Origin of the sequence: Rhodococcus sp. NPDC058532 (genome assembly GCF_042719255.1) — a bacterium.
Taxonomy (GTDB): domain Bacteria; phylum Actinomycetota; class Actinomycetes; order Mycobacteriales; family Mycobacteriaceae; genus Rhodococcus_G.
On sequence record NZ_JBHXNU010000015.1, the window covers coordinates 33,292 to 56,825 of the forward strand.

Genomic DNA, 23,534 nt, shown 5'->3' on the forward strand with positions numbered 1-23,534 from the left:
CGAAAACCTAGTCCGCCCGACGCTACCGGCCGGGGTGTCACGACGGCGAGGTGGATGACCGGGAAGCGGCGAGCCCGCCCGGTGCGACACCGGGCGGGCTCGTCGGGGCGAACGGATCAGGCGAGCACGTCGTGCCGGACGATCGTCTCGTCGCGGCCAGGGCCGACACCGATGCAGGAGATCCGGGCGCCGGACAGTTCCTCGAGTCGCAGCACGTAGTTCTTGGCGTTGACCGGCAGTTCCTCGAACGTGCGGCAGTGCGAAATGTCCTCCCACCAGCCGGGCATCTCCTCGTAGACCGGCTTGGCGTGGTGGATCTCGGTCTGCGACATCGGCATTTCGTCGTGCCGGACCCCGTCGACGTCGTAGGCAACGCAGATCGGCACCGTGTCGAGGCCGGACAGCACGTCGAGCTTGGTGAGGAAGTAGTCGGTGATGCCGTTAACCCGGGTCGCGTAGCGGGCGATCACCGCGTCGAACCAGCCGGTGCGGCGGGCGCGACCGGTGGTGACGCCGACCTCGCCGCCCTGCTTGGCCAGGTACTCGCCGTGGTTGTCGAACAGTTCGGTCGGGAACGGGCCGGAGCCGACGCGGGTCGTGTACGCCTTGAGGATGCCGAGCACGGTGGTGATCCGGGTCGGTCCGATGCCGGAGCCGACGGCCGCACCGCCCGACGTCGGGTTCGACGACGTCACGTACGGGTAGGTGCCGTGGTCGACGTCGAGCAGCGTGCCCTGCGACCCCTCCAGCAGCACCGTCTCCCCGCGTTCGAGGGCCCGGTTCAGCTCGAGCCGGGTGTCGGTGATGCGGTGCTTGAAGCCCTCCGCCTGACCGAGCACCTCGTCGACGACCTGCTGCGGGTCGAGGGCCTTGCGGTTGTAGATCTTCGCCAGCACCTGGTTCTTGAATTCCAGTGCGGCCTCGACCTTCTGGGTGAGGATCTTCTCGTCCAGCACATCGGCGGCCCGGACGCCGACGCGGGCGATCTTGTCCTGATAGCAGGGGCCGATGCCGCGACCGGTGGTGCCGATCTTCCTGGCCCCCAGGTAGCGCTCGGTGACCTTATCGATGGCCACGTGGTACGGCATGATCAGGTGCGCGTCGGCGGAGAGCAGCAGGTTGGAGGTGTCCACCCCGCGCTCCTCCAGGCCGGCCAGCTCGTCGAGCAGCACACCGGGGTCGACGACGACACCGTTGCCGATCACGTTCTTCACACCCGGGGTGAGGATGCCGGACGGGATCAGGTGCAGCGCAAACTTGTCGCCGTTCGGCAGGACCACGGTGTGGCCTGCATTGTTGCCGCCCTGGTAGCGGACCACCCACTGCAGGCTGCCGCCCAGTAGATCGGTAGCTTTGCCCTTACCCTCGTCGCCCCACTGGGCCCCGATGAGGACGATTGCCGGCATGACGTCTCCTAGAGTCGACAGACATCTGCGCATCTCAGCGCAGAGGCCAGCCGTCCGTGGACAGTGGCCGGGACGACAGTTTAGCCCAGTGCACCCGGGCACCCCGCGGGCACATCACCCCCGGGCCCGCCCGGGACCCCGGTGACCGTCACGCCGCCGGGTGGTCGTGCAGCCACGGAGCCGGGCTGACCTGCACGGCCAGGCCGCCATCGTCGGCGGCCGACCGCACGATGCAGATCGGCGGAGCCCACACCGCCCCGTCGGGTTGCAGGTAGATCGGGCGGTCCGGGTCGCCGCCGAGCAGATAGCTGACACCGGAACTCATCCGGAACCGTCCCGTCCCGTGCGCGGCGATCCGGGGCGGGGCGCCGGGCACACCGCCGGTCCGCCCGGACTCCTCCGGGTCGAGCACCAGTTCCTCGTTCGTCGTGTTGACCATCGTGACACTCACGGTTGGCATCGGAATCCACCTCGGTCGGATCGTCCGGTCAGGTCACACACTGTCGTCGACATCGGGGGATCGGTCATTCGGCGACGAGCGCGAATCCGGGACGCCCGTCGCGCCCGAGCACGATGCCAGCCACCACCACCCCCGGGCCCGCCCGGACCGTCTCGTCCACCCGGTACGTGTCGTCCGGCGCGGGCCGCGTCTCCACGGTCACCATCCCACCGACCAGGGTGAGCATGTTGAACCACACCACCCGCACCGGTCCCGGGGGCGCGTCGGCGGGCAGGTCAGCGGTCACGTGCACCACCTCCGGTTCCATCGTGCTCCGTTCGACGTCGGCGTGCACGACGTGGGCGCCGACCACCGGTTGCACCTGGAACGGGTGGCTGAGAGCGGCGGTGGGCGTGGACATCTGCCCGATGCCGAGGTCGAGTAGGTCCACCGCGGCCCGCAGGTCCACCGAGGTCTCGGCCGCACCCTCCCTCCGCATCTCGCTCACCACGGAGGTGAGTCCGGATCGGCAGAACCGGGTCACCCGGGCCTGACGTCGTCGGGGAGGCTCGTCGGTGGTCAGCATCGGATGCTCCGATTGTCGGCTGAGGTGGCCGGCCGGCCGCCGAGGCGAGGCGCCGACCGCACCTCCAGCCTAGGACCGGAAGGTCTCGAACGGAGCGACAATTCGGCAACCATCGGACCACCGGGTGCCGACGGCGGCGGCGACGTTCGTATCGTCGAGGACGACCATCGCGGACCGACCGGAGCTGACCCTTGACCATTCACGTACTCGCCTGCGGTGGCGCCGCGGTGCCCGCCGCCCTGGCCGCGCTGCCCGTCACCGCCGCCCCCGCGGTGCCCGCGAAGCCCGACTTCGACGCACTCCTCCCGCTTCTCGATGATGGGACGGCGACCCGACTGGTCGTCGTCGGGGACGACGGCGCGCTGGCGGCCACGGTCACCCGGCTGATGCGCGGCGAGCGGCTGCACATCGAGGTCGGGTACGTCGCCGCCGAGCGGACGCCTGCCACCCGGCTCTACGGGCTGCCCGTCGCGGAGCGGGCGGCGCGGCTCGCGCGCGGCGGCGACGCGTCCGCGGTGCCGCTGATCCGGGACGACTCCGGCACCGCCCTGATCGGCGAGGCGACGATCACCGGCCCCGACGGCGGGCCGCTCGTCGGTGAGGCGTACGCGGATTCGGAGCGGGTGTTCTCCGGGGAGATCGCCCGCCTGCGGGTGACGCCGACCGTCGCGCTGCCCGGGGTGCGCGCCACCGCGGGCAGGCGATGGGGGCGCGAGCGCTGGCTGCCCGCGCGCGCGGTGCAGCTCGGCGCGGTCGGGGCGGTGGTCACCCGGGACGGCGTCACCACCGCGCGGGCGTTGAAGCGGTGCAGCTTCTACCGCGACCCCCGCGAGTGGCTGCTGGTCCGCTGAGCCGCGGCGGCGTCGTCGATCGTGCCGGGGCTCACCGGTAGAGCGCGGCGATGCTCCGGCCCGCCGCCTCCAGGTCGGCGAGGCTCGACGCGATGCGGACGTCCGCGAACGCCGGATGGTGCTCGGCGCCGTCGGCGACGGAGCCGACGACCGCGTGCACCGGCCGCCCGGCGGAGCGGCCGAGGATCTCGGACACGATCTTGCCCTGGCCGGTCTGGGCGTCGAGTCGCCCCTCCCCCACGACGACGGCCTGCGCGGCGGCGACCGCGTCGCCGAACGACAGCGCGTCGAGCAGGTAGCCGGCGCCGGAGACGATGCGGGCGCCGAACCTCGCCCACAGCCCGCCAGCGAGGCCCCCGGCCGCGCCGGACCCGATCACCGGCTCCGGGTCGCGGGGCAGCCGGGACCGGGTGTCCCGCAGTCGCCGGGTGAGGAACTCGACGTCGCCGGGGTCGGCCCCCTTCTGTGGACCGAACACGACGGCCGCGTCGGTATAGCGGGTGCGGACGTCGCTCAACACGGTCAGCTGGGCGTCCCCGATCCCGCCCGCGGCCTCGATCGCGGCGATCGCGCCGATCCCGCCGTCGGTGGTGGCGGAACCGCCGACGGCGACGACGATCTCGCGGGCGCCGTGCCGGGCCGCGTCCGCGATCTGCAGCCCGACCCCGGCGGTGTCCGCCGCCCGCGGGTCGCGAATCCCGAGGTGCGGGATCGTCAGCCCGCACGTCCGCGCGACCTCGACGACGGCGAGGCCGTCGGCGGACAGGCCGAATGTCGCGCGCAGGGGCGCATGCCACGGGTTGACGGCGTCCCCCTCGATCAGGCCCAGCCGCAACGGTTCCCGCAGCACATCGAGGGTGCCCTCGCCGCCGTCGGCGACCGGCATCCGCACCGCCGTCACACCCCCCGCCTCAAGCCCGCGCGCGATGGCCGCCGCGACGTCGGACGCGCTGTGCGTGCCCTTGAAGCTGTCGGGCGCCACCACCACCGTCATCCCGCCCACGCCTCCGGATTCACGGGGTGCGGCGGAATCTCCCTGCGCGACATCGCGATCGCGTTCCGTGCACACAGCTGCGACATCTTGGCCCGCACCGTGACGGTGGCACTGCCGAGGTGCGGGAGCAGCACCGTATTGGACAGCTCGGCGAGCCCCGGCGCCAGCCGCGGCTCGTTCTCATACACGTCCAGTCCGGCACCGGCGATCACCCCGCCGCGCAGCGCGTCGACGAGGGCGCTCTCGTCGACGACCGGCCCGCGGGCGGTGTTCACCAGGATCGCGCCCGGCTTCATCCTGGCGAGCACGTCGGCGTCGATGAGGTGCTGCGTCGACGGCGCGAGCGGGACGTGCACGGACACGACGTCCGAGGTCGCGATCAGCTCGTCGAAGGAGATCCGCGGGCCGAGCACCGGGTCGGCCGTCGGCGCCGGGTGGGCGACGTCGTGCGGGCCGCGCGCCGAGCAGTGCCGCACGGTCATCTCGAATCCGGCGGCGCGGCGGGCCGTGGCGGCCGCGATCCGGCCGTGCCCGATCAGGCCGAGGGTGGCGCCGGTGACGTCGCTGCCGAGCAGCAGTTGCGGCTCCCAGCCGTCGAACCTGCCCTGCCGCAGGAACCGGTCCGCCTCCACGCAGCGCCGGGCGGTGGCCAGGATCAGCAGCATCGCGATGTCGGCGGTCGGCGCGGTGAGGACACCGGGGGTGTTGCCGACCATGATGCCGCGGGCGGTGGCCGCCGCGACGTCGATGTTGTCGACACCGACGGCGTAGTTGGATATCCCGTCGATCCGGGCGTCCGCCAACTCGGCAGCACCGAGGCGGTCGGTCAGCTGCGACAGGACGACGGAGTACTCCCCGGAGGAGCAGGCGGCCACCAGCTCTGCGGCGGTGTGCTCGTGCTCCCACACGGTGACCGACCCCGCGCCGCCGAGCAGGCTCAGCGCCGGCTCGGGCAGCGGTGTGGTGACCAGGAACCGTGGAATGCTCACGCTGGTACTTGTACACCGCGGTGCGCGGCCGCGTCGACGACCCGCCGGGGCGGGCCATACTGGCCGCATGCCCTCCGCCCGTACCGTCGTCCGGCCCAGCCCGGTGTTCCTCGCGGTCGTCGCCGTCACGGTCGCGGGCGGGGTGCTCGCATGGCAGGCGCCGCCGCGGTCGACGGCCGCGGGCGTCGGGGTGTTCATCCTCGTCGTCGCCGGCTGGGTGGTCACCGTCTGCCTGCACGAGTTCGCGCACGCCGTCACCGCGTGGCGGTACGGCGACCACGACGCAGCGGCCCGCGGCTACCTGACCCTCAACCCGCTCCGGTACAGCCACCCGCTGCTGTCGATCGGGCTGCCGGTGCTGTTCATCGCGATCGGCGGCATCGGGCTGCCCGGCGGGGCCGTGTACCTGCGCACCGACCTTCGGTCCCCGCGGGAGACCCGCCGGATCGCCCTGGCCGGGCCCGCGGTCAACGCGGCCACCGCCGTCGCCCTGCTGCTCGTGATTCGGCTGTTCGCGGACACCGATTCCCGCCCGGTGTTCTGGTGGGGCCTCAGCTTCCTCGCGTTCCTGCAGGTGATGGCGACCGTCCTGAATCTGCTGCCGGTCCCCGGCCTGGACGGCTACGCCGCCGTCGAACCGTCGCTGCGTCCGAGCACCCGCCGCTCGCTCGACCGGTACAAGGGCCTCGGCATGCTCGCGTTGATCGCGCTGCTGTTCGTCCCGACGATCAACCGGGCGTTCTTCGACGCCATCTACGCGCTGGTCGAACTCTCCGGTGTCCCCGCCGACTGGGCCCGCTACGGCGGCTTCGTGATGCGCTTCTGGACATAGCCCAGCGCCCCGCGACCGTGCGTGATTTTTACCCCGATCGGGGGAAAAATCACGCACAGTCGGCGGAGCCGACCGGTCAGGACCAGGCGGCGAGGACGGTGCGGACGGCGGTGACGACGGCCAGCGGCTGGTCGAAGACCGGGTGGTGTCCGGCCGCGGGCAGCTCCACCACCAGCGCGTCCGGACCGAACATCGGCCGCATCCGGTCGAGCAGCTCCGCGCTGATGATGCCGTTCTCGGAGCGGAAGAAGGCGACCCGGCACCCTGCGGTGGTCCCGTCCAGGCTGCTGCGGCTGCCCCTGCCGATGCGGGTGCCGTCGAACTTCCAGCTCCAGCCGCCGTCGGTGGCGGCGAGCGAGGCCCGCGCGATGTGGTCGAAGACGTACGGCTCCGCGGTGTCCTGCGGCGGCACCAACCGGAACCGGGCGACGGCGTCGTCGATGCTCGGGTAGACCTTCGCCTTCGAGGACAGCCGCTGGTTGCGCAGCTCCTGCTCCTCGGGTGTGAGGTCGCGGATCGGCGAGTCGAGGATGACGATCCCGTCCAGTCGGTCGCCGTGCCGGGTCGACGCGTGGTACGCCACGATCCCGCCCATGCTGTGCCCGACCAGGGTGGGACGACCGGCGATCCCGCCCGCGGCGGCGACCGCCAGCACCTCCTCCGCCCACTGGCCGAGGCCGTAGCCCTGCGCCCGGTGGTCGCTGTCGCCGTGCCCGGACAGGTCCAGCGCGACGACGCGGCGGTCGACCGCGAGTTGCGGGGCGACGTGGTCCCACCAACGCGAATGCGCCATGCCGCCGTGCACGAGCACGACCCCCGGCCGACCGGATTCTCCCCAGGCGCGGTAGGCGATGGACGCGCCATCGACCGTGACGTGGCCGGTCTCGACCGGCGCGGCGAGGGCGTCGACGAACCACTTCGGTGCCGACCCGTTCACACTGCTCATCAATCGACGTTAACGCGCTCCGGTCGGGCCACGGCAGCGAGGGTCATCTGCCCGAGCCAGGCCGGGACGTTCCTGGTGATCGCGGTCGGCCCCGAGATGGTGACCGCCTCGGCCGCCACCGCCTGCTCCCAGGACCGGTCACCCCGCCAGATCTCGACGAGGGTCCGCAGCCGGGTGCGGACGGTGGCGCTCACGACGAATCCGGGGTCCTGGTCGCAGACGTCGGCCTCCCCCTCGGCAACGCAGAGCCACCAGTGACGGTCCGGCACGGCCGCGTCGAACTCGAACGCGACGACGGTGCGCCCGGCGGGCCACGCGCCGACCGGCACCGTCCGGCGCATGTCCCACATCAACAGCCGGGGATCGAGGTCGTCGTCGGCGATCGCACCGATCCAGCGCACCCCCCAGGCACCGAGCGCCTCGACGACCGCACCGAGTTCCTCCCCGCACGCGGTGAGGGTGTACCGGCTGCGTCCCGCGTCGACGGTGCGCCGCACCACCCCCGCCCGTTCGAGGGTGCGCAACCGCTTGGACAGCAGCGCGGGCGACATCTTCGGGTTCCCCCGCCGCAGCTCGTTGAATCGGGTGCTGCCCGACAGCAACTCGCGCACCACGAGCAGGGTCCAGCGTTCGTCGAGGAGTTCCATCGCCTTCGCCACCGGGCAGAACTGTCCGTACTCCGACACGCCGGGCACCTCCTCCGACGGTGCATCGTCCGGTCCCCTGTCCCCCGACCAGTACACGCCGACCAGCGCCGGGACGCCAGGGGTACAGATCTGGAACTGGATCACCGGCCGGTGACGGGGGGACGCTGAGATCGAGCACAGCCCGTCCGCACGACACCGGGAGCAGCCATGAACACCCCGTCCGTCACCCCCGATCTCGCCGCCAAGCACCGCGCCATGTGGGCGCTCGGCGACTACCCGTCGGTCGCCGCCGACGTGATCCCCGCGCTGGGCCCCGTGCTGGTCGACGCGTGCCGGATCGGCGCGGGCGACCGCGTCCTGGACGTCGCGGCGGGCTCCGGCAATGCGTCGATACCGGCCGCCCGAGCCGGCGCGTCGGTCGTCGCGTCGGACCTGACCCCGGAACTGCTCGCGAGCGGGCGCGCGCAGGCCGAGGCGTTGGGGCTCACCCTGCAGTGGCGGCAGGCGAACGCCGAGGATCTGCCGTTCCCGGACGCCGACTTCGACGCGGTCCTCTCCTGCGTCGGCGTGATGTTCGCACCGCACCACCAGGCGAGCGCCGACGAGCTCGTCCGGGTCCTGCGGCCCGGCGGCACCCTCGGGCTGATCAACTGGACCCCGGAGGGCTTCATCGGCCGGATGTTCGCGACCATGAAGCCGTACGCCCCGCCGCCGCCCGCCGGCGCGCAGCCGCCGCCGCTGTGGGGGGACGAGAACCACGTCCGCGACCTGCTCGGCGACCGCGTCACCGGTGTGGTCGCCCGCCGCGAACCGCTCACCGTCGACTGCTTCGACGGCCCCGAGCAGTTCCGCGACTACTTCAAGGCCTGCTACGGACCGACGATCGCGGTGTACCGGGCGATCGCCGACGACCCCGACCGGGTGCGCGCACTCGACCGGGACCTCACCGACCTCGCCGCCGCCCACGACCGCGGCGGCGGGACGATGGAGTGGGAGTACCTCCTGCTGACCGCCGTCCGAACCTAGAAGGTCAGGTCAGCGGGGTGACCCAGCCGTGCAGCGCGTCGCCGCGCAGCGCGGCGGCATGCTTCTTGCGCAGCGCCTCGGTGACCGGCCCGAGTGTCCCGGTGCCGACGACCCGGCCGTCGACCTCGACGACGGGGGCGACCCCGGCGGAGGTGCCGGTGACGAACACCTCGTCGGCGATGTACAGCTCGGTCAGGTCGACGGTGCGTTCGACGACCGGGACGCCGTCCTCGGCGGCGAGCGTGAGCAGGGTGCGCCGGTTGATGCCGTCGAGGATGTCGCAGGACACGTCGGGGGTGATCAGGGTGCCGCCGCGGACCAGGAAGAGGTTCGCGGCGCTGGCCTCGCAGACGTGGCCGTTGCCGTCGAGGAAGACCGCGTCGTCGTAGCCGGCGTCGATGGCGTCCTGCTTCGCGAGGACGGAGTTCACGTACGCGCCGTTGACCTTGGCGCGGGACGGGATCGCCGCGTCGGGGATGCGGCGCCACTGGCTGGTCTTGAGCCGCATGCCGTCCTGCGGGACGATCGGGATCGCGTCGTAGACGAACATGCTGACGGTGGTGTGGCAGCCGCGGACCCGGGTGCCGGGGATGGACTCGTCGACGTGCACGGTCGCGCGGACGAACACGTCCCCGGTCGGCGCGTTCCGCTCGACGAGGTCGCGGGCCGCGGCGACGAACCGGTCGAGGTTCCAGTCGGCGGCGAAGCCGTCCATCCCGATGATCTTGCAGGACTCCACCATTCGCCGATAGTGGTCGGCGAGGCGGAACGCGGTGCGCCGGTCGCCGTCGACGTGGACGGGGAAGACGGTGTAGACGCTCAGCCCGTAGAGGATCGCGGAGGTCGCGACGCCGAGCGACGCCTCCGCGGCGTCGACGATCCGGTCACCGAAGTACACGTGGGGATGGGGAATGGCCATGCCGGGCAATGCTAGCCACCCCGCGCACCCGGTGCACCACGATTTCGGTGCCCCCGCCCGGGTCGCCGCCGCGCCTCCGCTGGCCGACGCGGCGTGGACGGCACACTGACCGGATGCTGCATCTGCGGATCATGACGCCGTTCGATCTGACGGACGACGCCCTCCGGATTCTCGAGGACGAGCCGGGGGTCAGCGGTCTCGCCGTGGTGCGGGCCGCTGCGGTGCGTCCGGTCGGGGACATCGTGTACGCGGACCTGGCCCGGGAGGTCGCCAACGACGTGGTCGAGCGGCTGCGGGCGACCGGCCTGCACCACCGCGGCAGCATCGAACTCGAGCCGGTGCACACCTGGCTGTCCAGGGACGGCCTCGACGCGGAGCTCCGCAGCCCCGGCAGCAGCGCCGACACGGTGGTGTGGGCGGAGGTCGCGCAGCGCTCCTACGAGGACGTCGAACTGAACTGGACGTATCTGAGCTTCATGACGATGGCGACGCTGCTCGCCGGCATCGCGATCATCACCGACTCCCAGATCCTGGTGATCGGCGCGATGGTCCTCGGCCCGGAGTTCGGTGCCATCGCCGCGCTCGGCGTCGCCCTGGTCAAACGCCGGTACGTGCTGTTCGGCACCGCCGTCCGAACCCTGGTCGTCGGGTTCGCGGTCGCGATCGCGGCCACCGCCGCCGCGGCGCTGGCCGGTCGGCTGCTGGGCTGGGTGACGATCGACGACGTCACCGGCCCGCGCCCGGAGACCGCGTTCATCTACCACCCCGACAAGTGGTCGTTCATCGTCGCGGTGATCGCCGCCGCGGCCGGGGTGCTGTCGCTGACGTCGTCGAAGCTCGGTGGCCTGTCCGGGGTGTTCATCTCGGTGACGACGGTGCCGGCGGCGGGCAACGTCGGCCTCGGTCTCGCGTTCGGTGCGGGCCACGAGATCTGGGGCAGCACATTGCAACTGGTGGTGAACCTGGCGGGGATGGCGCTCGCCGGGTGGGCGACCCTGGCGATCCAGCAGGCGGTGTGGTCGAGGGTGTCGGTGCGCCGCGCGCGGGCCCTGGACCGCCGGCGCCGGATGCTGTGACGCGCCTTACCGGTGGCGCCGCACCATCTCCTCGCCGACCGCACGCAACGACGTCCGCAACGACGCGGGTGCGAGCACCTCGACGCCGCCACCGAGCGAGGTCAGCTGATGCACCGCAACGTCTTCCGCTTCGAGTCGCAGGTCGACGTCCACCCAGCCGTCGGCGTCGGCGGGTCCGGGGGTGACGCGGGCGGCCTCCACCCCGACCGCCGCGGGCAGGGACCGCCACGCGACGGGTGAGAGCCGCACCCGGCACGGGTAGCGCAGCAACGACCTGTCGAACGCGGCCACCGACCCCGACCACCACGCGGCCAGGTCGAAACCGTCGGGACGGTCGGCCGGATCGTCGAGAACCGTTGCGCCGGTGATGCGGGAGACCCGATGGGACAGCACCCGGCCGCGATGGGCGGCAACCAGGTACCAGACGGCGGCCTTCGCGACGAGGCCGAGCGGGTCGAGGGTGCGCGTGGTCTCCGCGTCCCCCTTCCGGTAGCCGACCCGCAACCGGCGCCCGCCGAGGACGGCCCGCGCGACCGTCGCGAGGTGCGGGGCGGGCGGTCCGGTGGCGAACCAGCCGGGCGCGTCGACGTGCAGCCGGGACCGCCACAGTTGCGCCCCGGTGCGCAAGGGCAGCGGCATCGCGCCGAGCAGTTTCGCCTCCGCGGACGCGGTCTGCTCACCCACCCCGAGGTCCGCCGCGAGCCCCGGGGATCCCGAGCAGCATCAGCGCGGACGTCTCCGCTTCGGTCATGCCGCTGAGCCGGGACTGCCAGCCGTCGAGCAGCCGGATCCCGCCGCCGGGCCCGCTCTCGGTGTAGAGCGGCACCCCCGCGGACTGCAGCGCGGCGACGTCCCGGTACACCGTCCTGACCGAGACCTCGAGTTGCTCGGCCAGACGGTCCGCGGTCGCCCCCGACGTCCCCTGCAGGCGCAACATCAGGTCGAGCAGCCGACTGGATCGCACGACCCGAAGTCTACGAAAAATCCCTGACAGGAGATGTCAGGGATTGCGGCACACAATGGCAGGCATGACGACCTGGCAGCAGTTCTCCGACGAGGCACCCGACCTGGCGGACGCCGTCCGCGCCCGCCTCACCGCACACAAGCACCACGTCCTCGCAAGCCTGCGGGCCGACGGCTCGCCGCGGGTCAGCGGAACCGAGGTCGAGATCTTCGAGGGGTTGCTCGTGCTCGGCTCGATGCCGAACGCCCGCAAGATCCGGGACCTGCGCCGCGATCCCCGCTACGCGCTGCACTCGAACCCCGGTCACCACACGATGGAGGGCGGGGACGCGAAGATCTCCGGCCGGGCCCGCGAACTCACCGGTGACGAGAAGCGGGCGATCCTGGAGAGCTACCCGGAGAACCCGGGAGACGACGCGCACATCGTCGAACTCGACATCGACGAGGTGGTGCTGACCACCGTGTCGGACGACCAGCTGCACGTGGACCTGTGGCGTCCGGGCGCCGGCGTCACCCGCACCAGCCGGCGACCGTGAGTTGGTTGTTTTCGGGGTGGTGACGGCGGAAACAACCCGAAAACGACCAACTCGCGGAGGTCACCAGGTGAGGTTCTCCTGGCAGTGCGCGCCGTCGGCACCCGACTCGACCTGGACGGTGGCGTGACCGAGGCCGTGCCCGTCGAGCACCACCTTGGCCGCCGCCAGCACCACCCCGGTGTCGGCGTCGGTGGTCAGGTGCACGGTGGCGACGTCCATGCCGGTGGTCAGCGTCCACACGTGCAGGTCGTGCACGCCGGTCACCCCGGGCAGCGCGCCGAGGTCGGCGCGCACCGCGTCGACATCCACGTTCTCGGGGGACGCCTGGGTGAGGATCCGCAGTGACGCCGCGGCGAGGGTGACCGCCCGCGGCACCACCCACAGCGAGATCAGCACGCCGACGACGATGTCCGCGTAGGTCCAGTTGAACGCCAGCACCAGCGCGCCCGCGATCAGGACGCCGACCGAGCCGACCGCGTCGGCGAGGACCTCGAGGTAGGCGCCGCGGACGGCGAGCGAATCCTTCGCGTCGCCGCGCAGCATCCACATGACCACCAGGTTCGCGGCCAGGCCAGCGGCGGCGGTGAGCATCAGCGGCAGGCCGGGGATCTCGGGGGCATCACCGATCCGGCCGATGGCCTCGTACATCACCCACGCGGCGACGGCGAGCAGCAGCACCGCGTTGGCCATCGCGGTGAGCACCTCGGCGCGATGCCAGCCGAAGGTGCGGGCCGCGGCGGCGGACCCCTGGCGGGCCAGCAGCAACGCGACCAGGCCCATGCACATCCCGACGACGTCGGTGAGCATGTGGCCCGCGTCGGCGAGCAGCGCGAGCGAGCCGATGGCCAGCCCGACCACGACCTCGAGCACCAGGAACCCGACGAGGATCCCGACCGCGAGGACCATTCGCCGGATGCGGGTAGCGGAGGGGCCGACCGCTCCCGGCTCGACCCCACCGTGACCGTGTGCATGCCCGTGCCCGACACCCATGGCCCATCTCCTCACTCGCGACTACCGGCAACCGCCGCCATCATATGCACACATTCGCATATATCGAAACCTCGGGTTGCGTCGGAGCCGATCAGCAGCCGCCGACTGTCCGCACACCGACACGGTGACGCCGACGCCCGAGAGCAGGGCAGGCAGCGAGGTGAGTGGGGTGACCGCCTACTCGGGCGGATAGCCGGGGTTCGGCACCGTCGGCGGCAGCGTCGCGATCGCCGAGATCCGGCTCAGCCCCGCCACCTGCAGCAGGTCCACGATCAGGGACCGGATCTGCGCGAACACCACGGTCGCCGAGATGCCCGCGTTCTCCACCAGTTCGGCCTTCGCGCCGACCGCGACGGTCCGCAGCACCCGCGCCGCCTCCGCCCGGTCCGGCTGCTGCCCCGGGTCGGCGAGCACCACCCGCCGCAGCACGTCCACCGCGTGCGAGAGCTTCTCCACCTCGTCCACCAGCCGGGGGTCGAGGATCTCGTCGTCCCGGACCAGCGACAGCGACCGCCGGGCCAGGACACGGATGTTGCGCATCGCGTTGTCGATCGGGTCGGCAGCCGCGGCCAGCCGGTCGAAGCGGGAGCGCGAGTTCCAGTACAGCGGGGAGAGTCTGCTGATCTCCCGCCCGCCGCTCAGGCTCGACCGCAGCCCCTCGATCGCGGCCTGGGAGGTGCGCGCCTTCCGCAGCGCGGACTCGATCGGCTTCGGGTCGTTCGCGACGAGCCCGTCCGCCACCAGCTGCAGCACCTCGGCCGCGGTCCCGAGGATGTCGGCGGCGCTCGTGCGAGCCCGCAACACCGGGTGCACGGGCACCAGGGTGACGACAAGGAAGCCGACGACACCACCGATCAGGGCGTCGATCATCCGGTCGGCGCCGCCGCCCTGCTGCGGGGGGATCAGGGTCGCGACCAGGACCGCGGACGTCCCGGCCTGCATCGAGATGATCGGGCCGCCGTCGAGGAGGATCGCCGTCGACATCGCGAGCGCGACCACCAGGGTGATCTGCCACGGTCCGGTGCCGATGATCGAGATCAGCGTGTCCCCGACCCCGATCCCGACGGTGACACCGACGATCAGTTCGACGGACCTGCGCACCCGCGCCCCGAGGGACAGGCCGAGCGACACGACCGCCGCGATCGGCGCGAAGAACGGGTTGTGGTGGTGGAACACGTCATTGGCGACAAACCAGGCGATCCCCGCCGCCAACGCGCACTGCAGCACCGGGAATGCGGACACCCGCACCCGGTGCACCGACGCCCGTGCCCGCGCACGCGCGCGGTCACGGGTGTAGGGGCGGAAGCTATTCGACGCCAAGTGCCTCGGCGGCCCGCGGGTCGCAGTCCTCAAGCAGGTCCAGGCAGCGCGCGTGCTCGTCGGACTCGCCGATGGCCTTGGCGGCCAGCGCGAGCGAGGCGACGCAGCGCAGGAACCCGCGGTTCGGTTCGTGGCTGTACGGGACCGGCCCGAAGCCCTTCCAGCCGTTGCGTCGCAGCTGGTCGAGTCCGCGGTGGTAGCCGGTGCGCGCGTAGGCGTAGGCGGTGATGGTCTCGCCGTCGGCCAGCGCGGCCTCCGCCAGGTACGCCCACGCGATCGACGCGGTCGGGTGGTCGGCGGCCACCTGCTTGGGGTCGGCCTTGTTCAGAAGCTCCGACTCGGCGTCATCGTCACCGGGGAGCAGGGTGGGCTGGGGTCCGAGCAGGTCACCGAAAGAGGTCATGACGACCATTGTGCGCGCACCGGATCGCGGCCGACGCCCCGACACCCCCGCGCGCGACACCCGGGTCGGGCCGCGGACGCCGTAGTCTGCTGACCGGGACCCGTGGTCCCCGAGGACCGACCCGAGCGCAAGGAGACGGACAGTGCCGGACCGGAGCGAACCGGAGTCGACGCCCGCGTCGGGCACACATTCGACGCCCGCGTCGGATGCACCGACGACCGCGATCCCGCAGGCGGTGCCGCCGCCGCGCCCGGCACCCCCCGCTGCGCCTCCTTCCACGTCACCGCCGCCGTCCGAGGCGCCGACGACGGTGATCCCGCACGCCACCCGCGCCGCCCCGACCCGCGTCGGTGCAGGCGCACCGCAGCCGGGCGCGGCCCCCGGGTCGTTGCCCGCGGCGGCTCCGGTTCGGGTCCCCGACGCTCCGCCCGCGCCGTCCGGGAAACGCCGGTGGCCGCTGGTCGTCGGCGCGGTGGTGGGGCTCGCCGCCATCGCCGCCGGGGGGTACGTCCTCGTCGACCGGTTGACCGGCGACCGCACCGAGGACGAGGTGCGGACGGCGATCACCGGGTTCGTCGACGCCATCGACCGCGGCGACCTCGCGGCACTGCGGGCGGGCAGCTGCGGCGACCTCGCCGCGTACTACGCGGGGATCGGTGACGGCGACTTCGCCGGCGTGTACCAGGCCGCGAACTCGGACCGCGCGGTCCCGGTCCTCGACAGTGTCGACGCCATCTCCGTCACCGACGGGACGGCCCTCGCGCAGGTCACCGTCCACACCGCGAACGATCCGGCGTCGACGTCGGTGCGCTCGTTTGCCCTCGAACAGCAGGACGGGGTGTGGAAGGTCTGCAGCTGACCTGCGTGCAGTCACCAACCCCGCGGGGATGACGGCCACGGGTCGCCCCAGCGCGCGGCAGTGCGATCGCGGAGGTGTTTCGCCGGGAGCACTGGGGTTGTGGGCCGTGGCTGCGGCACCTCCCTGCTGGGTACATGGAGGTTGACATCGCCCCGGCCTGACCTGACCGGCAGCGCTATATCGCGGCTAATCCGGACGATGCCGTCCGCCCTGGTGGCGGACCGATCAGGGCGGATCACCGACCTCGAAACGAGGCGCCGTCACGCCTGCTTGCGGGCTCCTTTCCGGCCGTTGACGGTCACCCCGTTGACGCCGGGCACCGTGGTGCGGCGCCCGTTGCCGGGGAACAGTCGCGCGCTGATCGCTCCCGCCGAGGGCAGGTCGTTGATCGGGCACTAGGCGGAGGGGACGTTTCGGATCTCGTTGATGGTCAGGAAGTTCGCCGTCCTCGAGGCCCGCGAAGGCGTTGACGATGCGCTGTCCGATGTCGCGTCGCCGACGTGGTGCTCAGCCGTATGGATGCCGTCGTCTTCGCTGATTCCGTGTTTGAGTGCGGATCTGTGCGCCTTCACACGACCTGGGTCCAGGCGCGCACCGCTTCCCGGATCGCCTCGGACCGGGACACGTGTTCCTGCTCGGCACGGTCGTTCAACGCCTGCAGCAATGCCGCATCCATCCGCACCGGCACCACTTCTCCGGGGCCGTCACCTAGGGTCGGGCGGCCTCGTTTGCGGAGCTTGTCGACCTCGTAGCCGGTCTCGGCCTCGTCCGCCCACTGCTGGATCATCGCGTCCGTGACGGGTGCTCCGTTGATCGTCTCCTCGGCCATACCGATTATCGTAATACGAAACTCCACTCAAGGTCAGGGCCCTTGACTGGGGTCTCGGGGTGGTCGTCGCGGCCGAGGACCTCCTCGTCTTCGATCCACCAGCCATTCACCCGGTCAAGGCCATAGAGAAGCAGACACAGCCGGAGTCGAAGAACGGCCGATGAGAGATGCGCGTTCGCCTCGGCGAACCAGTACGGGAATCGCCACTAGCTCGGCAGGATCGAAGACCGTGGCGATGGTTGAGGAAACCCTGGGAGCTGGCCGTGAGGACGTCACAGGTCGGCGAGCGGCGGGAACACCGCCGCGATGCCAACCGGGTCGCGGTGCAGCACCCGCCGCACATCGCCGCTCACCCGGCCCAGGTCCCCGTTCGCGATCGCGGCGTAGGAGCTGACCCAGCCGTCCACCTCCCACCGCTCGGCGGCGAGACCGGCGCGGGACGCGTACGCCTCGTCGAGGGTCTCGCGGTGGTAGCCGATCGGACGTCCCAGCGCCGCGGTCAACGCGTCCGCGACGTCGGCGAGGGACAGCGCGGCCGGGCCCGTCAGCTCCAGCGTCCGCCCGTCGTGGCGGTCGGTGCGCAGCACCGCGGCCGCCGCCTCGATCACGTCGGCGCGGGCCACCATCGCGGCGCGCCCATGCCCGGCGGGGCCGCGGATGACGTCGTCGGGCCCGATCATGCCCGGCATCAGGTCCAGGTACATGTTGTCGCGCAGGAACGTGAACGCGAGGCCGCTGTCGCGGATCGCCTGCTCGGTGTCCCAGTGGTCCCGGCCGAACGTGAACGTGCAGTGCGGTCCCGCTGCGACGAACGAGACGTAGACGATGCGTCGCACCCCGGCCGCGACCGCCGCGTCGACGGCCTGCCGCTGCCGAGCGGCGCGGTCGACGCTCTCGGTCGCGGACGCCATGAAGAAGGTGTCCGCGCCGCGCAGCGCGTCGCGCAGGGCCGGGTCACCGAAACTCCCCCGGGCCGCGGTCGCGCCGGGCAGGGCGGGGAGCCGGGACGGATCGCGGCCGATCAGGGTGGTCGGCGTCCCCGCGGCGGCGAGCAGGTCCGCGACTCCCCCACCGATGTGCCCGCTGGCCCCGGAGACGGCGATGCGCATGAGGCCAGCGTAGATCCGCGCGGACGAGGGCGCAGTCCCCGAGCCGCGACCTGCGGGGACCGCGCCCTCATCGGATGCGCTACGCGGAGACGGACCGTCCCGCGGACTTGAGGTCGTTGCACGCCTCGACGACGCGGGCGGTCATGCCCGCCTCGGCCTTCTTCAGGTAACTGCGCGGGTCGTAGACCTTCTTGTTGCCGACCTCGCCGTCAATCTTGAGGACGCCGTCGTAGTTGGCGAAGAGGTGCCCGGCGATCGGCCGGGTGAACGCGTACTGGGTGTCGGTGTCGACGTTCATCTTCACGACACCATTGCGCAGCGACTCCTCGATCTCCGACTTCAGCGAGCCCGAGCCGCCGTGGAAGACGAAGTCGAACGGCTGCGACCCGGCGGCCAGCCCGAGCTTCGCGACGGCCGCGGCCTGTCCCTCTGCGAGGACCTCCGGCTTGAGGACGACGTTGCCCGGCTTGTAGACGCCGTGCACGTTGCCGAAGGTCGCGGCGAGCAGGTACCGGCCGTTCTCGCCGACGCCGAGCGCGTCGACGGTCTTCTCGAAGTCCTCGCGCGAGGTGTACAGCTTGTCGTTGATCTCGGCCTCGACGCCGTCCTCCTCGCCGCCGACCACGCCGATCTCGACCTCGAGGATGATGTTCGCGGCCTTCGACAGCTTCAGCAGGTCCTGCGCGATCTGCAGGTTCTCGTCGATCGGCACGGCCGAGCCATCCCACATGTGCGACTGGAACAGCGGGTTCCGGCCGGCGTTGACGCGCTCCTGCGAGATCGCGAGCAGCGGGCGGACGAAGGTGTCCAGCTTGTCCTTCGGGCAGTGGTCGGTGTGCAGCGCGATCGTGACGTCGTACCGGGCGGCGATCACGTGCGCGAACTCGGCGAGCGCGACGGCGCCGGTGACCATGTCCTTGACACCGAGACCGGAGCCGAACTCGGCGCCGCCGGTGGAGAACTGAATGATTCCGTCACTACCTGCGTCCGCGAAGCCCTTGATGGCCGCGTTGATCGTCTCGGACGAGGTGCAGTTGATGGCAGGGAAGGCGAAGGAGTGTTCCTTGGCCCGACCGAGCATCTCGGCGTAAACCTCGGGAGTTGCGATGGGCACGGCGGCTGACCTCCATGTCGGCGTGTCTGGTGCGCGTCGGCCGGTCGTGGCGGCACACGCGTGGTCCTAGCAGTATGGCAACTTCGACGCGCGACGTCGCGTGCGCGTCCGCGGATCGGGCGCCCGGTGGCCGGCCCGCCGGGCGTCGGTACCCTGGTCCGCGTGAATATGCAGGCAGCAGCTGACCTCGTGACCGATGGCCGGGATTCCGTGACGAACCTGGCGCTGCTGCCGGGCTTCCTCGACCCGGTCAACCTGTTGAACTCGTTCGGCACCTGGATGCTGGTGGGTCTGCTGCTGGTGGTGTTCATCGAGTCGGGTCTGCTGTTCCCGCTGCTGCCCGGCGACTCGCTGCTGTTCACCGCTGGCCTGATCGCGGCGTCGAAGTCCACCGAGGTCGAGCCGTTCGCGCCGCTGTGGGTGCTGCTGGTGACGATCCCGATCGCCGCGTTCCTCGGCGACCAGGTCGGCTACTGGATCGGCGCGAAGGGCGGCGCCGCCCTGTTCAAGTCGAACGACGCGAAGTTCTTCAAGAAGAGCTACATCGACGAGTCGCACGCGTTCTTCGAGAAGCACGGGCCGATCACCATCTTCCTGGCCCGGTTCGTCCCGATCGTGCGCACCTTCGCCCCGCTGGTGGCAGGCGCGTCGAAGATGAAGTACTCGGTGTTCCTCACCTACAACGTCGTCGGCGCCATCGCCTGGGGTGCCGGCGTCACCCTGCTCGGCTACCTGCTCGGCCAGATCGGGTTCATCCGCGACAACGTCGACCTGATCTTCCTGCTGATCGTGTTCGTCTCCGTCGTGCCGATCATCATCGAGGTCGGCAAGCGGATCCTGGCGTCGCGTCGCGGGGAGCAGGCCGCCGCCGGGGCCTCCGCCTCGGACGAACACACGCCCTGACCGTGCTGCTCGCCGCCGCCGATCCGGGGCCCTTCGAGAACGTGGGGCCGGTGGTGGTGTGGGTACTGGTCCTCACGTTCGTCTTCCTGGAGTGCGCGTTCATCGTCGGGCTGTTCCTGCCGGGGGATTCGATGCTGCTGACCGCCGGGATCGTGCTCGCCGGTCACGCGTCCGGCGCCGGCAACGTGTGGGCGCTGTCGGCGGGTGCCGCGATCGCCGCGATCGCCGGGAACCAGGTCGGGTACGCGATCGGGCATCGCGGCGGGCACCACCTCGCCGCCCGCCGCGACGGCCGCTACGTGAACACCGAGAACCTGCACAAGGTCAACGCGCTGCTCGACCGCCACGGATTCTGGTCGGTCCTGATCGCGCGGTGGATCCCGTGGGTGCGGACGCTGTGCCCGCTGGTCGCGGGCGCGGCCCGGATGAACCACCGCCGGTTCACCGTCGCCAGCACGCTCGGCGCGCTGGCGTGGGCGCCGGTGCTGCTGCTGCTCGGCTACTACGCGGGCGAATACCTGGAACGGGTGCCGTGGCTGATGCCCGCGGTGCTGACGGTCCTGGTGACCGCGCTGGTCGTCGGCACCGTGGTCGGCGTCCGGCAGTACCGGCGGGAACTCGCGAAACCGCTCGTGGACTACGAGGTGGACTGACGCCGCGCGTTCGCGACGATCGCGTCGTGCACGTACCGGGCGTAGCCGGGGGCGACCGCGTCCCACTCGGCGATGGCCCGCGGATCGGCGACGTACTGCTCGGCCACCGTGACATGCCGCTCCGGGTCGCAGTCGTGGAACCAGCGTTCCAGGTGCCTGCGGTGCGCCTCGGCGGCCGCGGTGGCGCGGTCGCCGGTGGCGGGCTCCCCGGCGGCGATCGCCTCGGCGAACTCGGCGATCAGCCGCTCGGCCTCGGCCTTGATCTCCCGCCAGTCCGCGCTGCCGTACACGGAGATGGCCCGCCAGTCGTCGCCTGCGCCGCGGGCCGCCGCGACCAGGTCCGCGAACCGCTCGGTGCCGAAGATCTCCAGCTGCTCGGCGGCGGAGAGGGCGACGCCGCGGCCGCGGGCCTCGATCTCCCGCTCCAGTTCGGTGAGTAGGGCCGCGATCCGGGCCCGCCGCTGCCGCAGCAGCCGGTGCTGGCGGCGCAGGTGCGCGTCCGGGTCCGGGTCGTCGAGCAGCGCGGCGATCTCGTCGAGCGGGAAGTCGAGCGCCCGGTAGTACAGGATGCGGCGCAGCCGGGCCAGGTCGGTGTCGGTGTACCGGCGGTGGCCCGCTGCGGTCCGGGCGTGCGGTGTCAGCAGTCCGATCCGGTCGTAGTGGTGCAGGGTGCGCACCGATGTCCCGGACATCGCCGCGACCCGCCCGACCGGATGCTCAGCCACGGCGGACGTTCCGCTCGCGGGCCTCGCCGATCAGGTCGATCGCGAGCGCGCCGCACCGCGGTCCCGGATTCACCACGGACACCCACGCCTGCGCCGCGTACACGGGATGCGGCAGCAGCCGGTCCTGCTCCCGGTAGTCGTGGTCGTCGCGGCGGGCGGCGTGCCCCTCCGGCCCATAGCCGAGCAGATCACGGAACCGGTCGCGGCCGACGTGGATGTTCAGCCGGTATACCCCGGCCCGGTCGAGATCCGATGCGGTGTCGAAGCCGGGGTAGTCGCCGGTGACGATCGTCGCGACCGGGAACCGGTTGTCCGGGGCGGCCGCGCCGGCCGGGTAGAGGAAGACGTCACCCCACGCCACCTCGGGGGCGCCGGTCTCCGGGCCCGCGACGTGGACGTGGATCCCGGTCAGCGCGCCGACGCGGGCCAGGGTCTCGTCGAGGGTCCAGGTGTCCTTGGTCGCGGTCATGCCCGCCACGGTAGAACCTGACGCTACGTCGGGTGCAAGCGTCCGCCGCGGGTCAGGCCCGGAACCGTCGCGAGCCCCGCCGCTCGAGGGTGCCCGCCGCGACATATGCGGCCTCCATCAGCATCCACCCCCCGAGCTGCACCGACAGGTCCCGCTCGGCGATGTCGGAGGCGTGCACGGTGCCCCCGGTGAACGTCGAGATCCCGTTGCCGTATCCGGGCATGCGGGCCGAGCGCGCCCAGTCGCACCCGAACAGCGGCTGCCCCTCGACCTGCAGCCGGTTCTCCCAGGCGGCGTCGGCGGAGTCGACGACCAGCTGGGCGGCCAGCCGCCGCGCCCGCTGGTCGGCCTCGGTGTCGCCGGGCAGCTGCGCGGCGACCTGCGCGAGGTAGCGGGCGAGGATCCCGTCGAACAGTCCCCCGTCGCCGCCCCCGCCGCCGACGATCACGCCGTCCTCGGTCAGGTGCTTGTCGACGGCCTCGACGAGGGCGTGCACCCGATGCCGGTGCCGCGGCTCGTCGAGACGCACCGCGAGCTCGGTTTCCATCCCGAGGGTGACGCCCTGGCAGTAGCTGTAGACCGCGCGGTCGAGGATGCCGGCGGGGACCGGCTTCCCGGGCGGGAACCGGATGCCGTCGAGGATCAGGCCGGTCGCCGGGTCGCGGAGGGTGTCGTCGATCCAGTCCGCCATCCCCTGCGCGCGCAGCAGTCGTCCGGTGCGGGCGAGCAGGATCGCGGCGGGTCCGTTCGCCGGCGTGTTGTAGAAGTCGGAGCGGGTCCGCCACGGGATGCCGCCCCCGGACTCCGGGGCCCACGCGTCGAAGACCTGCGATTCCAGGTCGCCGATCGCGGACCGGAAGTCGAGGTGGTGCAGCCGCTGCGCCCGTTCCAACGCGAGGCCGAGCCAGGCCATGTCGTCGTAGTAGTGGTTGGTCCACCCGGTGATGTTCCGGATCCGATGGGAGCGACCGATTTTCGTGATACGTCGCCGCCGCCGCGGGGTGGGGTTGCGGTCGGCCGCATCGACGATGCAGTCCAGGAAGTGCGCCTGCCACCAGTAGTGCCAGGTGAAGAACAGCCGCTCCCGGCGAACCGGGGGCCACGCGACGACGGCGAGGCTGGTGCCGGGCAGCGCCCACAGGCGCCGGACGTGCCGGGTGAGTACCGCCTCCTCCGCGGCGTCCGCCCGCGTCGACCACTCGTGCTGCATGACAACAGATCTTGCCTACTTATGTGACGATTCGCTACCACGACAGTCCGAGATCCGCGTGTTGGCGGATCCAGGCATGCATGGCAATCCCCGCGGCAACCCCGGCGTTGATGCTTCGGGTGGAACCGAATTGCGCGATGGAGACCGTCATCGCGGCCGACTGTTTCGCGTGGTCACTGACTCCGGGACCCTCCTGCCCGAACAGCAGGATGCACTCGCGCGGCAGGTGCGCGGTCTCCAGCGGCACCGACCCGGGCACGTTGTCGACCGCGACGATCGCGAGATCCTCGACGGCCGCGTACTCGAACAGGTCCTCCGCGCTCGGGTGGTGCACGATGTGCTGATAGCGGTCGGTGACCATGGCGCCGCGCCGATTCCAGCGCCTGCGGCCCACGATGTGCACGGCCGACGCGGCGAAGGCATTGGCGGTGCGCACCACCGTGCCGATGTTGGCGTCGTGCCCGAAGTTCTCGATCGCGACGTGGAACGGGTGCCTGCGGGCGTCGATGTCCGCGACGATCGCCTCCCGACTCCAGTACCGGTAGGCGTCGACGACGTTGCGCCGGTCCCCGGCGGCGAGCAGGTCGGGGTCGTAGCGCGGATCGTCCGGGATCGGGTCGCCGTGTTCGAGGTGCCAGGGCCCGACGCCGTGCGGGTGCTCCCCCCACTCGGTGGGTCCGGACTCCTCGCCGCTGTCGGGGCCGATCGCATTCATGACTGCCATTGTCCCGCGCCGGGGG

26 protein-coding genes and 1 pseudogene are annotated in these 23,534 nt (G+C 71.8%); 8 read left to right on the forward strand and 19 right to left on the reverse strand.

Features of this window, described 5'->3' with window-relative positions:
• Positions 1–116 precede the first annotated feature (116 nt).
• The 3 genes from ACFWQG_RS17445 to ACFWQG_RS17455 all read right to left on the reverse strand — a co-directional run bounded on the left by ACFWQG_RS17445 (position 117) and on the right by ACFWQG_RS17455 (position 2,431).
• On the reverse strand, positions 117–1,406 hold the full coding sequence (locus tag ACFWQG_RS17445; RefSeq protein WP_378508899.1) for an adenylosuccinate synthase: 1,290 nt from the start codon (positions 1,404–1,406) through the stop codon (positions 117–119).
• A gap of 148 nt (positions 1,407–1,554) precedes the next feature.
• The gene (locus ACFWQG_RS17450) at positions 1,555–1,866 is read right to left on the reverse strand and encodes a hypothetical protein (protein ID WP_378508900.1); all 312 of its coding nucleotides are present in this window, start codon (positions 1,864–1,866) and stop codon (positions 1,555–1,557) included.
• 64 nt (positions 1,867–1,930) lie between these two features.
• Entirely contained in the window at positions 1,931–2,431 is a 501-nt protein-coding gene (locus tag ACFWQG_RS17455; RefSeq protein ID WP_378508901.1) for a hypothetical protein, read from the reverse strand.
• Positions 2,432–2,622: 191 nt separating this feature from the next.
• Here ACFWQG_RS17455 and ACFWQG_RS17460 point away from each other — a divergent pair, with 191 nt between their 5' ends.
• Positions 2,623–3,282, forward strand: a complete 660-nt coding sequence (locus ACFWQG_RS17460; protein ID WP_378508902.1) for a hypothetical protein — start codon at positions 2,623–2,625, stop codon at positions 3,280–3,282.
• Positions 3,283–3,313: 31 nt separating this feature from the next.
• Here the strand turns inward: ACFWQG_RS17460 and ACFWQG_RS17465 are convergent, their stop codons facing one another.
• Together ACFWQG_RS17465 and ACFWQG_RS17470 are read right to left on the reverse strand one after the other, a co-directional pair.
• Positions 3,314–4,276 carry a glycerate kinase gene (locus ACFWQG_RS17465; RefSeq protein ID WP_378508903.1) on the reverse strand — a complete coding sequence of 321 codons (963 nt, stop codon included), beginning with the start codon at positions 4,274–4,276 and terminating at the stop codon, positions 3,314–3,316.
• Entirely contained in the window at positions 4,273–5,265 is a 993-nt protein-coding gene (locus ACFWQG_RS17470) for a 2-hydroxyacid dehydrogenase (protein ID WP_378508904.1), read from the reverse strand. Before ACFWQG_RS17470 ends, ACFWQG_RS17465 begins: the two co-directional genes overlap by 4 nt.
• A gap of 67 nt (positions 5,266–5,332) precedes the next feature.
• Between ACFWQG_RS17470 and ACFWQG_RS17475 the strand changes: the two genes are divergently transcribed.
• A complete protein-coding gene (locus ACFWQG_RS17475) occupies positions 5,333–6,097 on the forward strand; it encodes a site-2 protease family protein (protein WP_378508905.1) in 765 nt (254 codons plus the stop codon).
• A 76-nt stretch (positions 6,098–6,173) separates the two neighbouring features.
• On the opposite strand, the gene ACFWQG_RS17480 is transcribed toward ACFWQG_RS17475, so the two are convergent.
• Together ACFWQG_RS17480 and ACFWQG_RS17485 are read right to left on the reverse strand one after the other, a co-directional pair.
• Complete coding sequence (locus ACFWQG_RS17480; RefSeq protein WP_378508906.1) at positions 6,174–7,043, reverse strand: alpha/beta fold hydrolase; 870 nt, start codon at positions 7,041–7,043, stop codon at positions 6,174–6,176.
• On the reverse strand, positions 7,043–7,729 hold the full coding sequence (locus tag ACFWQG_RS17485) for a winged helix-turn-helix transcriptional regulator (protein WP_378508907.1): 687 nt from the start codon (positions 7,727–7,729) through the stop codon (positions 7,043–7,045). The genes ACFWQG_RS17480 and ACFWQG_RS17485 overlap by 1 nt, the downstream gene beginning before the upstream one ends.
• Positions 7,730–7,897: 168 nt before the next feature.
• Here ACFWQG_RS17485 and ACFWQG_RS17490 point away from each other — a divergent pair, with 168 nt between their 5' ends.
• Positions 7,898–8,716 (forward strand): class I SAM-dependent methyltransferase, encoded by an 819-nt coding sequence (locus tag ACFWQG_RS17490; RefSeq protein WP_378508908.1) that lies wholly within the window; start codon positions 7,898–7,900, stop codon positions 8,714–8,716.
• 4 nt (positions 8,717–8,720) lie between these two features.
• On the opposite strand, the gene ACFWQG_RS17495 is transcribed toward ACFWQG_RS17490, so the two are convergent.
• A complete protein-coding gene (locus ACFWQG_RS17495) occupies positions 8,721–9,635 on the reverse strand; it encodes an aminotransferase class IV (RefSeq protein WP_378508909.1) in 915 nt (304 codons plus the stop codon).
• A gap of 113 nt (positions 9,636–9,748) precedes the next feature.
• Between ACFWQG_RS17495 and ACFWQG_RS17500 the strand changes: the two genes are divergently transcribed.
• Positions 9,749–10,711: a DUF389 domain-containing protein gene (locus tag ACFWQG_RS17500; protein ID WP_378508910.1), complete on the forward strand. Its 963-nt coding sequence runs from the start codon at positions 9,749–9,751 to the stop codon at positions 10,709–10,711.
• Positions 10,712–10,717: 6 nt separating this feature from the next.
• Here the strand turns inward: ACFWQG_RS17500 and ACFWQG_RS17505 are convergent.
• Positions 10,718–11,675 (reverse strand): annotated as a pseudogene (locus ACFWQG_RS17505) (helix-turn-helix transcriptional regulator).
• Positions 11,676–11,739: 64 nt separating this feature from the next.
• Between ACFWQG_RS17505 and ACFWQG_RS17510 the strand changes: the two are divergent.
• The gene (locus tag ACFWQG_RS17510) at positions 11,740–12,210 is read left to right on the forward strand and encodes a pyridoxamine 5'-phosphate oxidase family protein (protein ID WP_378508911.1); all 471 of its coding nucleotides are present in this window, start codon (positions 11,740–11,742) and stop codon (positions 12,208–12,210) included.
• A 60-nt stretch (positions 12,211–12,270) separates the two neighbouring features.
• Here ACFWQG_RS17510 and ACFWQG_RS17515 read toward each other — a convergent pair whose 3' ends face one another.
• From ACFWQG_RS17515 to ACFWQG_RS17525, 3 genes are all read right to left on the reverse strand, one after another.
• Positions 12,271–13,200: a cation diffusion facilitator family transporter gene (locus ACFWQG_RS17515; RefSeq protein WP_378508912.1), complete on the reverse strand. Its 930-nt coding sequence runs from the start codon at positions 13,198–13,200 to the stop codon at positions 12,271–12,273.
• Between the two features lie 177 nt (positions 13,201–13,377).
• Entirely contained in the window at positions 13,378–14,442 is a 1,065-nt protein-coding gene (locus ACFWQG_RS17520; protein WP_378508983.1) for an aromatic acid exporter family protein, read from the reverse strand.
• 64 nt (positions 14,443–14,506) lie between these two features.
• Entirely contained in the window at positions 14,507–14,923 is a 417-nt protein-coding gene (locus ACFWQG_RS17525; protein WP_378508913.1) for a DUF3151 domain-containing protein, read from the reverse strand.
• A gap of 142 nt (positions 14,924–15,065) precedes the next feature.
• Between ACFWQG_RS17525 and ACFWQG_RS17530 the strand changes: the two genes are divergently transcribed.
• On the forward strand, positions 15,066–15,782 hold the full coding sequence (locus ACFWQG_RS17530; RefSeq protein WP_378508914.1) for a hypothetical protein: 717 nt from the start codon (positions 15,066–15,068) through the stop codon (positions 15,780–15,782).
• Between the two features lie 568 nt (positions 15,783–16,350).
• Here ACFWQG_RS17530 and ACFWQG_RS17535 read toward each other — a convergent pair.
• The 3 genes from ACFWQG_RS17535 to fbaA form a co-directional block, all read right to left on the reverse strand.
• A complete protein-coding gene (locus ACFWQG_RS17535; RefSeq protein WP_378508915.1) occupies positions 16,351–16,611 on the reverse strand; it encodes a ribbon-helix-helix domain-containing protein in 261 nt (86 codons plus the stop codon).
• A 272-nt stretch (positions 16,612–16,883) separates the two neighbouring features.
• Positions 16,884–17,720 carry an NAD(P)H-binding protein gene (locus ACFWQG_RS17540; protein WP_378508916.1) on the reverse strand — a complete coding sequence of 279 codons (837 nt, stop codon included), beginning with the start codon at positions 17,718–17,720 and terminating at the stop codon, positions 16,884–16,886.
• A gap of 79 nt (positions 17,721–17,799) precedes the next feature.
• The gene (gene fbaA / locus ACFWQG_RS17545; protein WP_378508917.1) at positions 17,800–18,834 is read right to left on the reverse strand and encodes a class II fructose-bisphosphate aldolase; all 1,035 of its coding nucleotides are present in this window, start codon (positions 18,832–18,834) and stop codon (positions 17,800–17,802) included.
• 168 nt (positions 18,835–19,002) lie between these two features.
• Here fbaA and ACFWQG_RS17550 point away from each other — a divergent pair, with 168 nt between their 5' ends.
• Positions 19,003–19,737: a VTT domain-containing protein gene (locus tag ACFWQG_RS17550; protein ID WP_378508984.1), complete on the forward strand. Its 735-nt coding sequence runs from the start codon at positions 19,003–19,005 to the stop codon at positions 19,735–19,737.
• Positions 19,738–19,739: 2 nt separating this feature from the next.
• The gene (locus tag ACFWQG_RS17555) at positions 19,740–20,390 is read left to right on the forward strand and encodes a DedA family protein (protein WP_378508918.1); all 651 of its coding nucleotides are present in this window, start codon (positions 19,740–19,742) and stop codon (positions 20,388–20,390) included.
• Here the strand turns inward: ACFWQG_RS17555 and ACFWQG_RS17560 are convergent.
• From ACFWQG_RS17560 to ACFWQG_RS17575, 4 genes are read right to left on the reverse strand one after another with little or no spacing between them, the layout of a single operon-like run.
• Positions 20,375–21,115: a MerR family transcriptional regulator gene (locus ACFWQG_RS17560; RefSeq protein WP_378508919.1), complete on the reverse strand. Its 741-nt coding sequence runs from the start codon at positions 21,113–21,115 to the stop codon at positions 20,375–20,377. The two genes, ACFWQG_RS17555 and ACFWQG_RS17560, sit on opposite strands and share 16 nt — an antisense overlap.
• On the reverse strand, positions 21,108–21,584 hold the full coding sequence (locus tag ACFWQG_RS17565; protein WP_378508920.1) for a DUF6194 family protein: 477 nt from the start codon (positions 21,582–21,584) through the stop codon (positions 21,108–21,110). Before ACFWQG_RS17565 ends, ACFWQG_RS17560 begins: the two co-directional genes overlap by 8 nt.
• A gap of 52 nt (positions 21,585–21,636) precedes the next feature.
• Complete coding sequence (locus ACFWQG_RS17570; RefSeq protein WP_378508921.1) at positions 21,637–22,794, reverse strand: glycoside hydrolase family 76 protein; 1,158 nt, start codon at positions 22,792–22,794, stop codon at positions 21,637–21,639.
• 34 nt (positions 22,795–22,828) lie between these two features.
• On the reverse strand, positions 22,829–23,509 hold the full coding sequence (locus ACFWQG_RS17575) for a TrmH family RNA methyltransferase (RefSeq protein WP_378508922.1): 681 nt from the start codon (positions 23,507–23,509) through the stop codon (positions 22,829–22,831).
• Positions 23,510–23,534 lie beyond the last annotated feature (25 nt).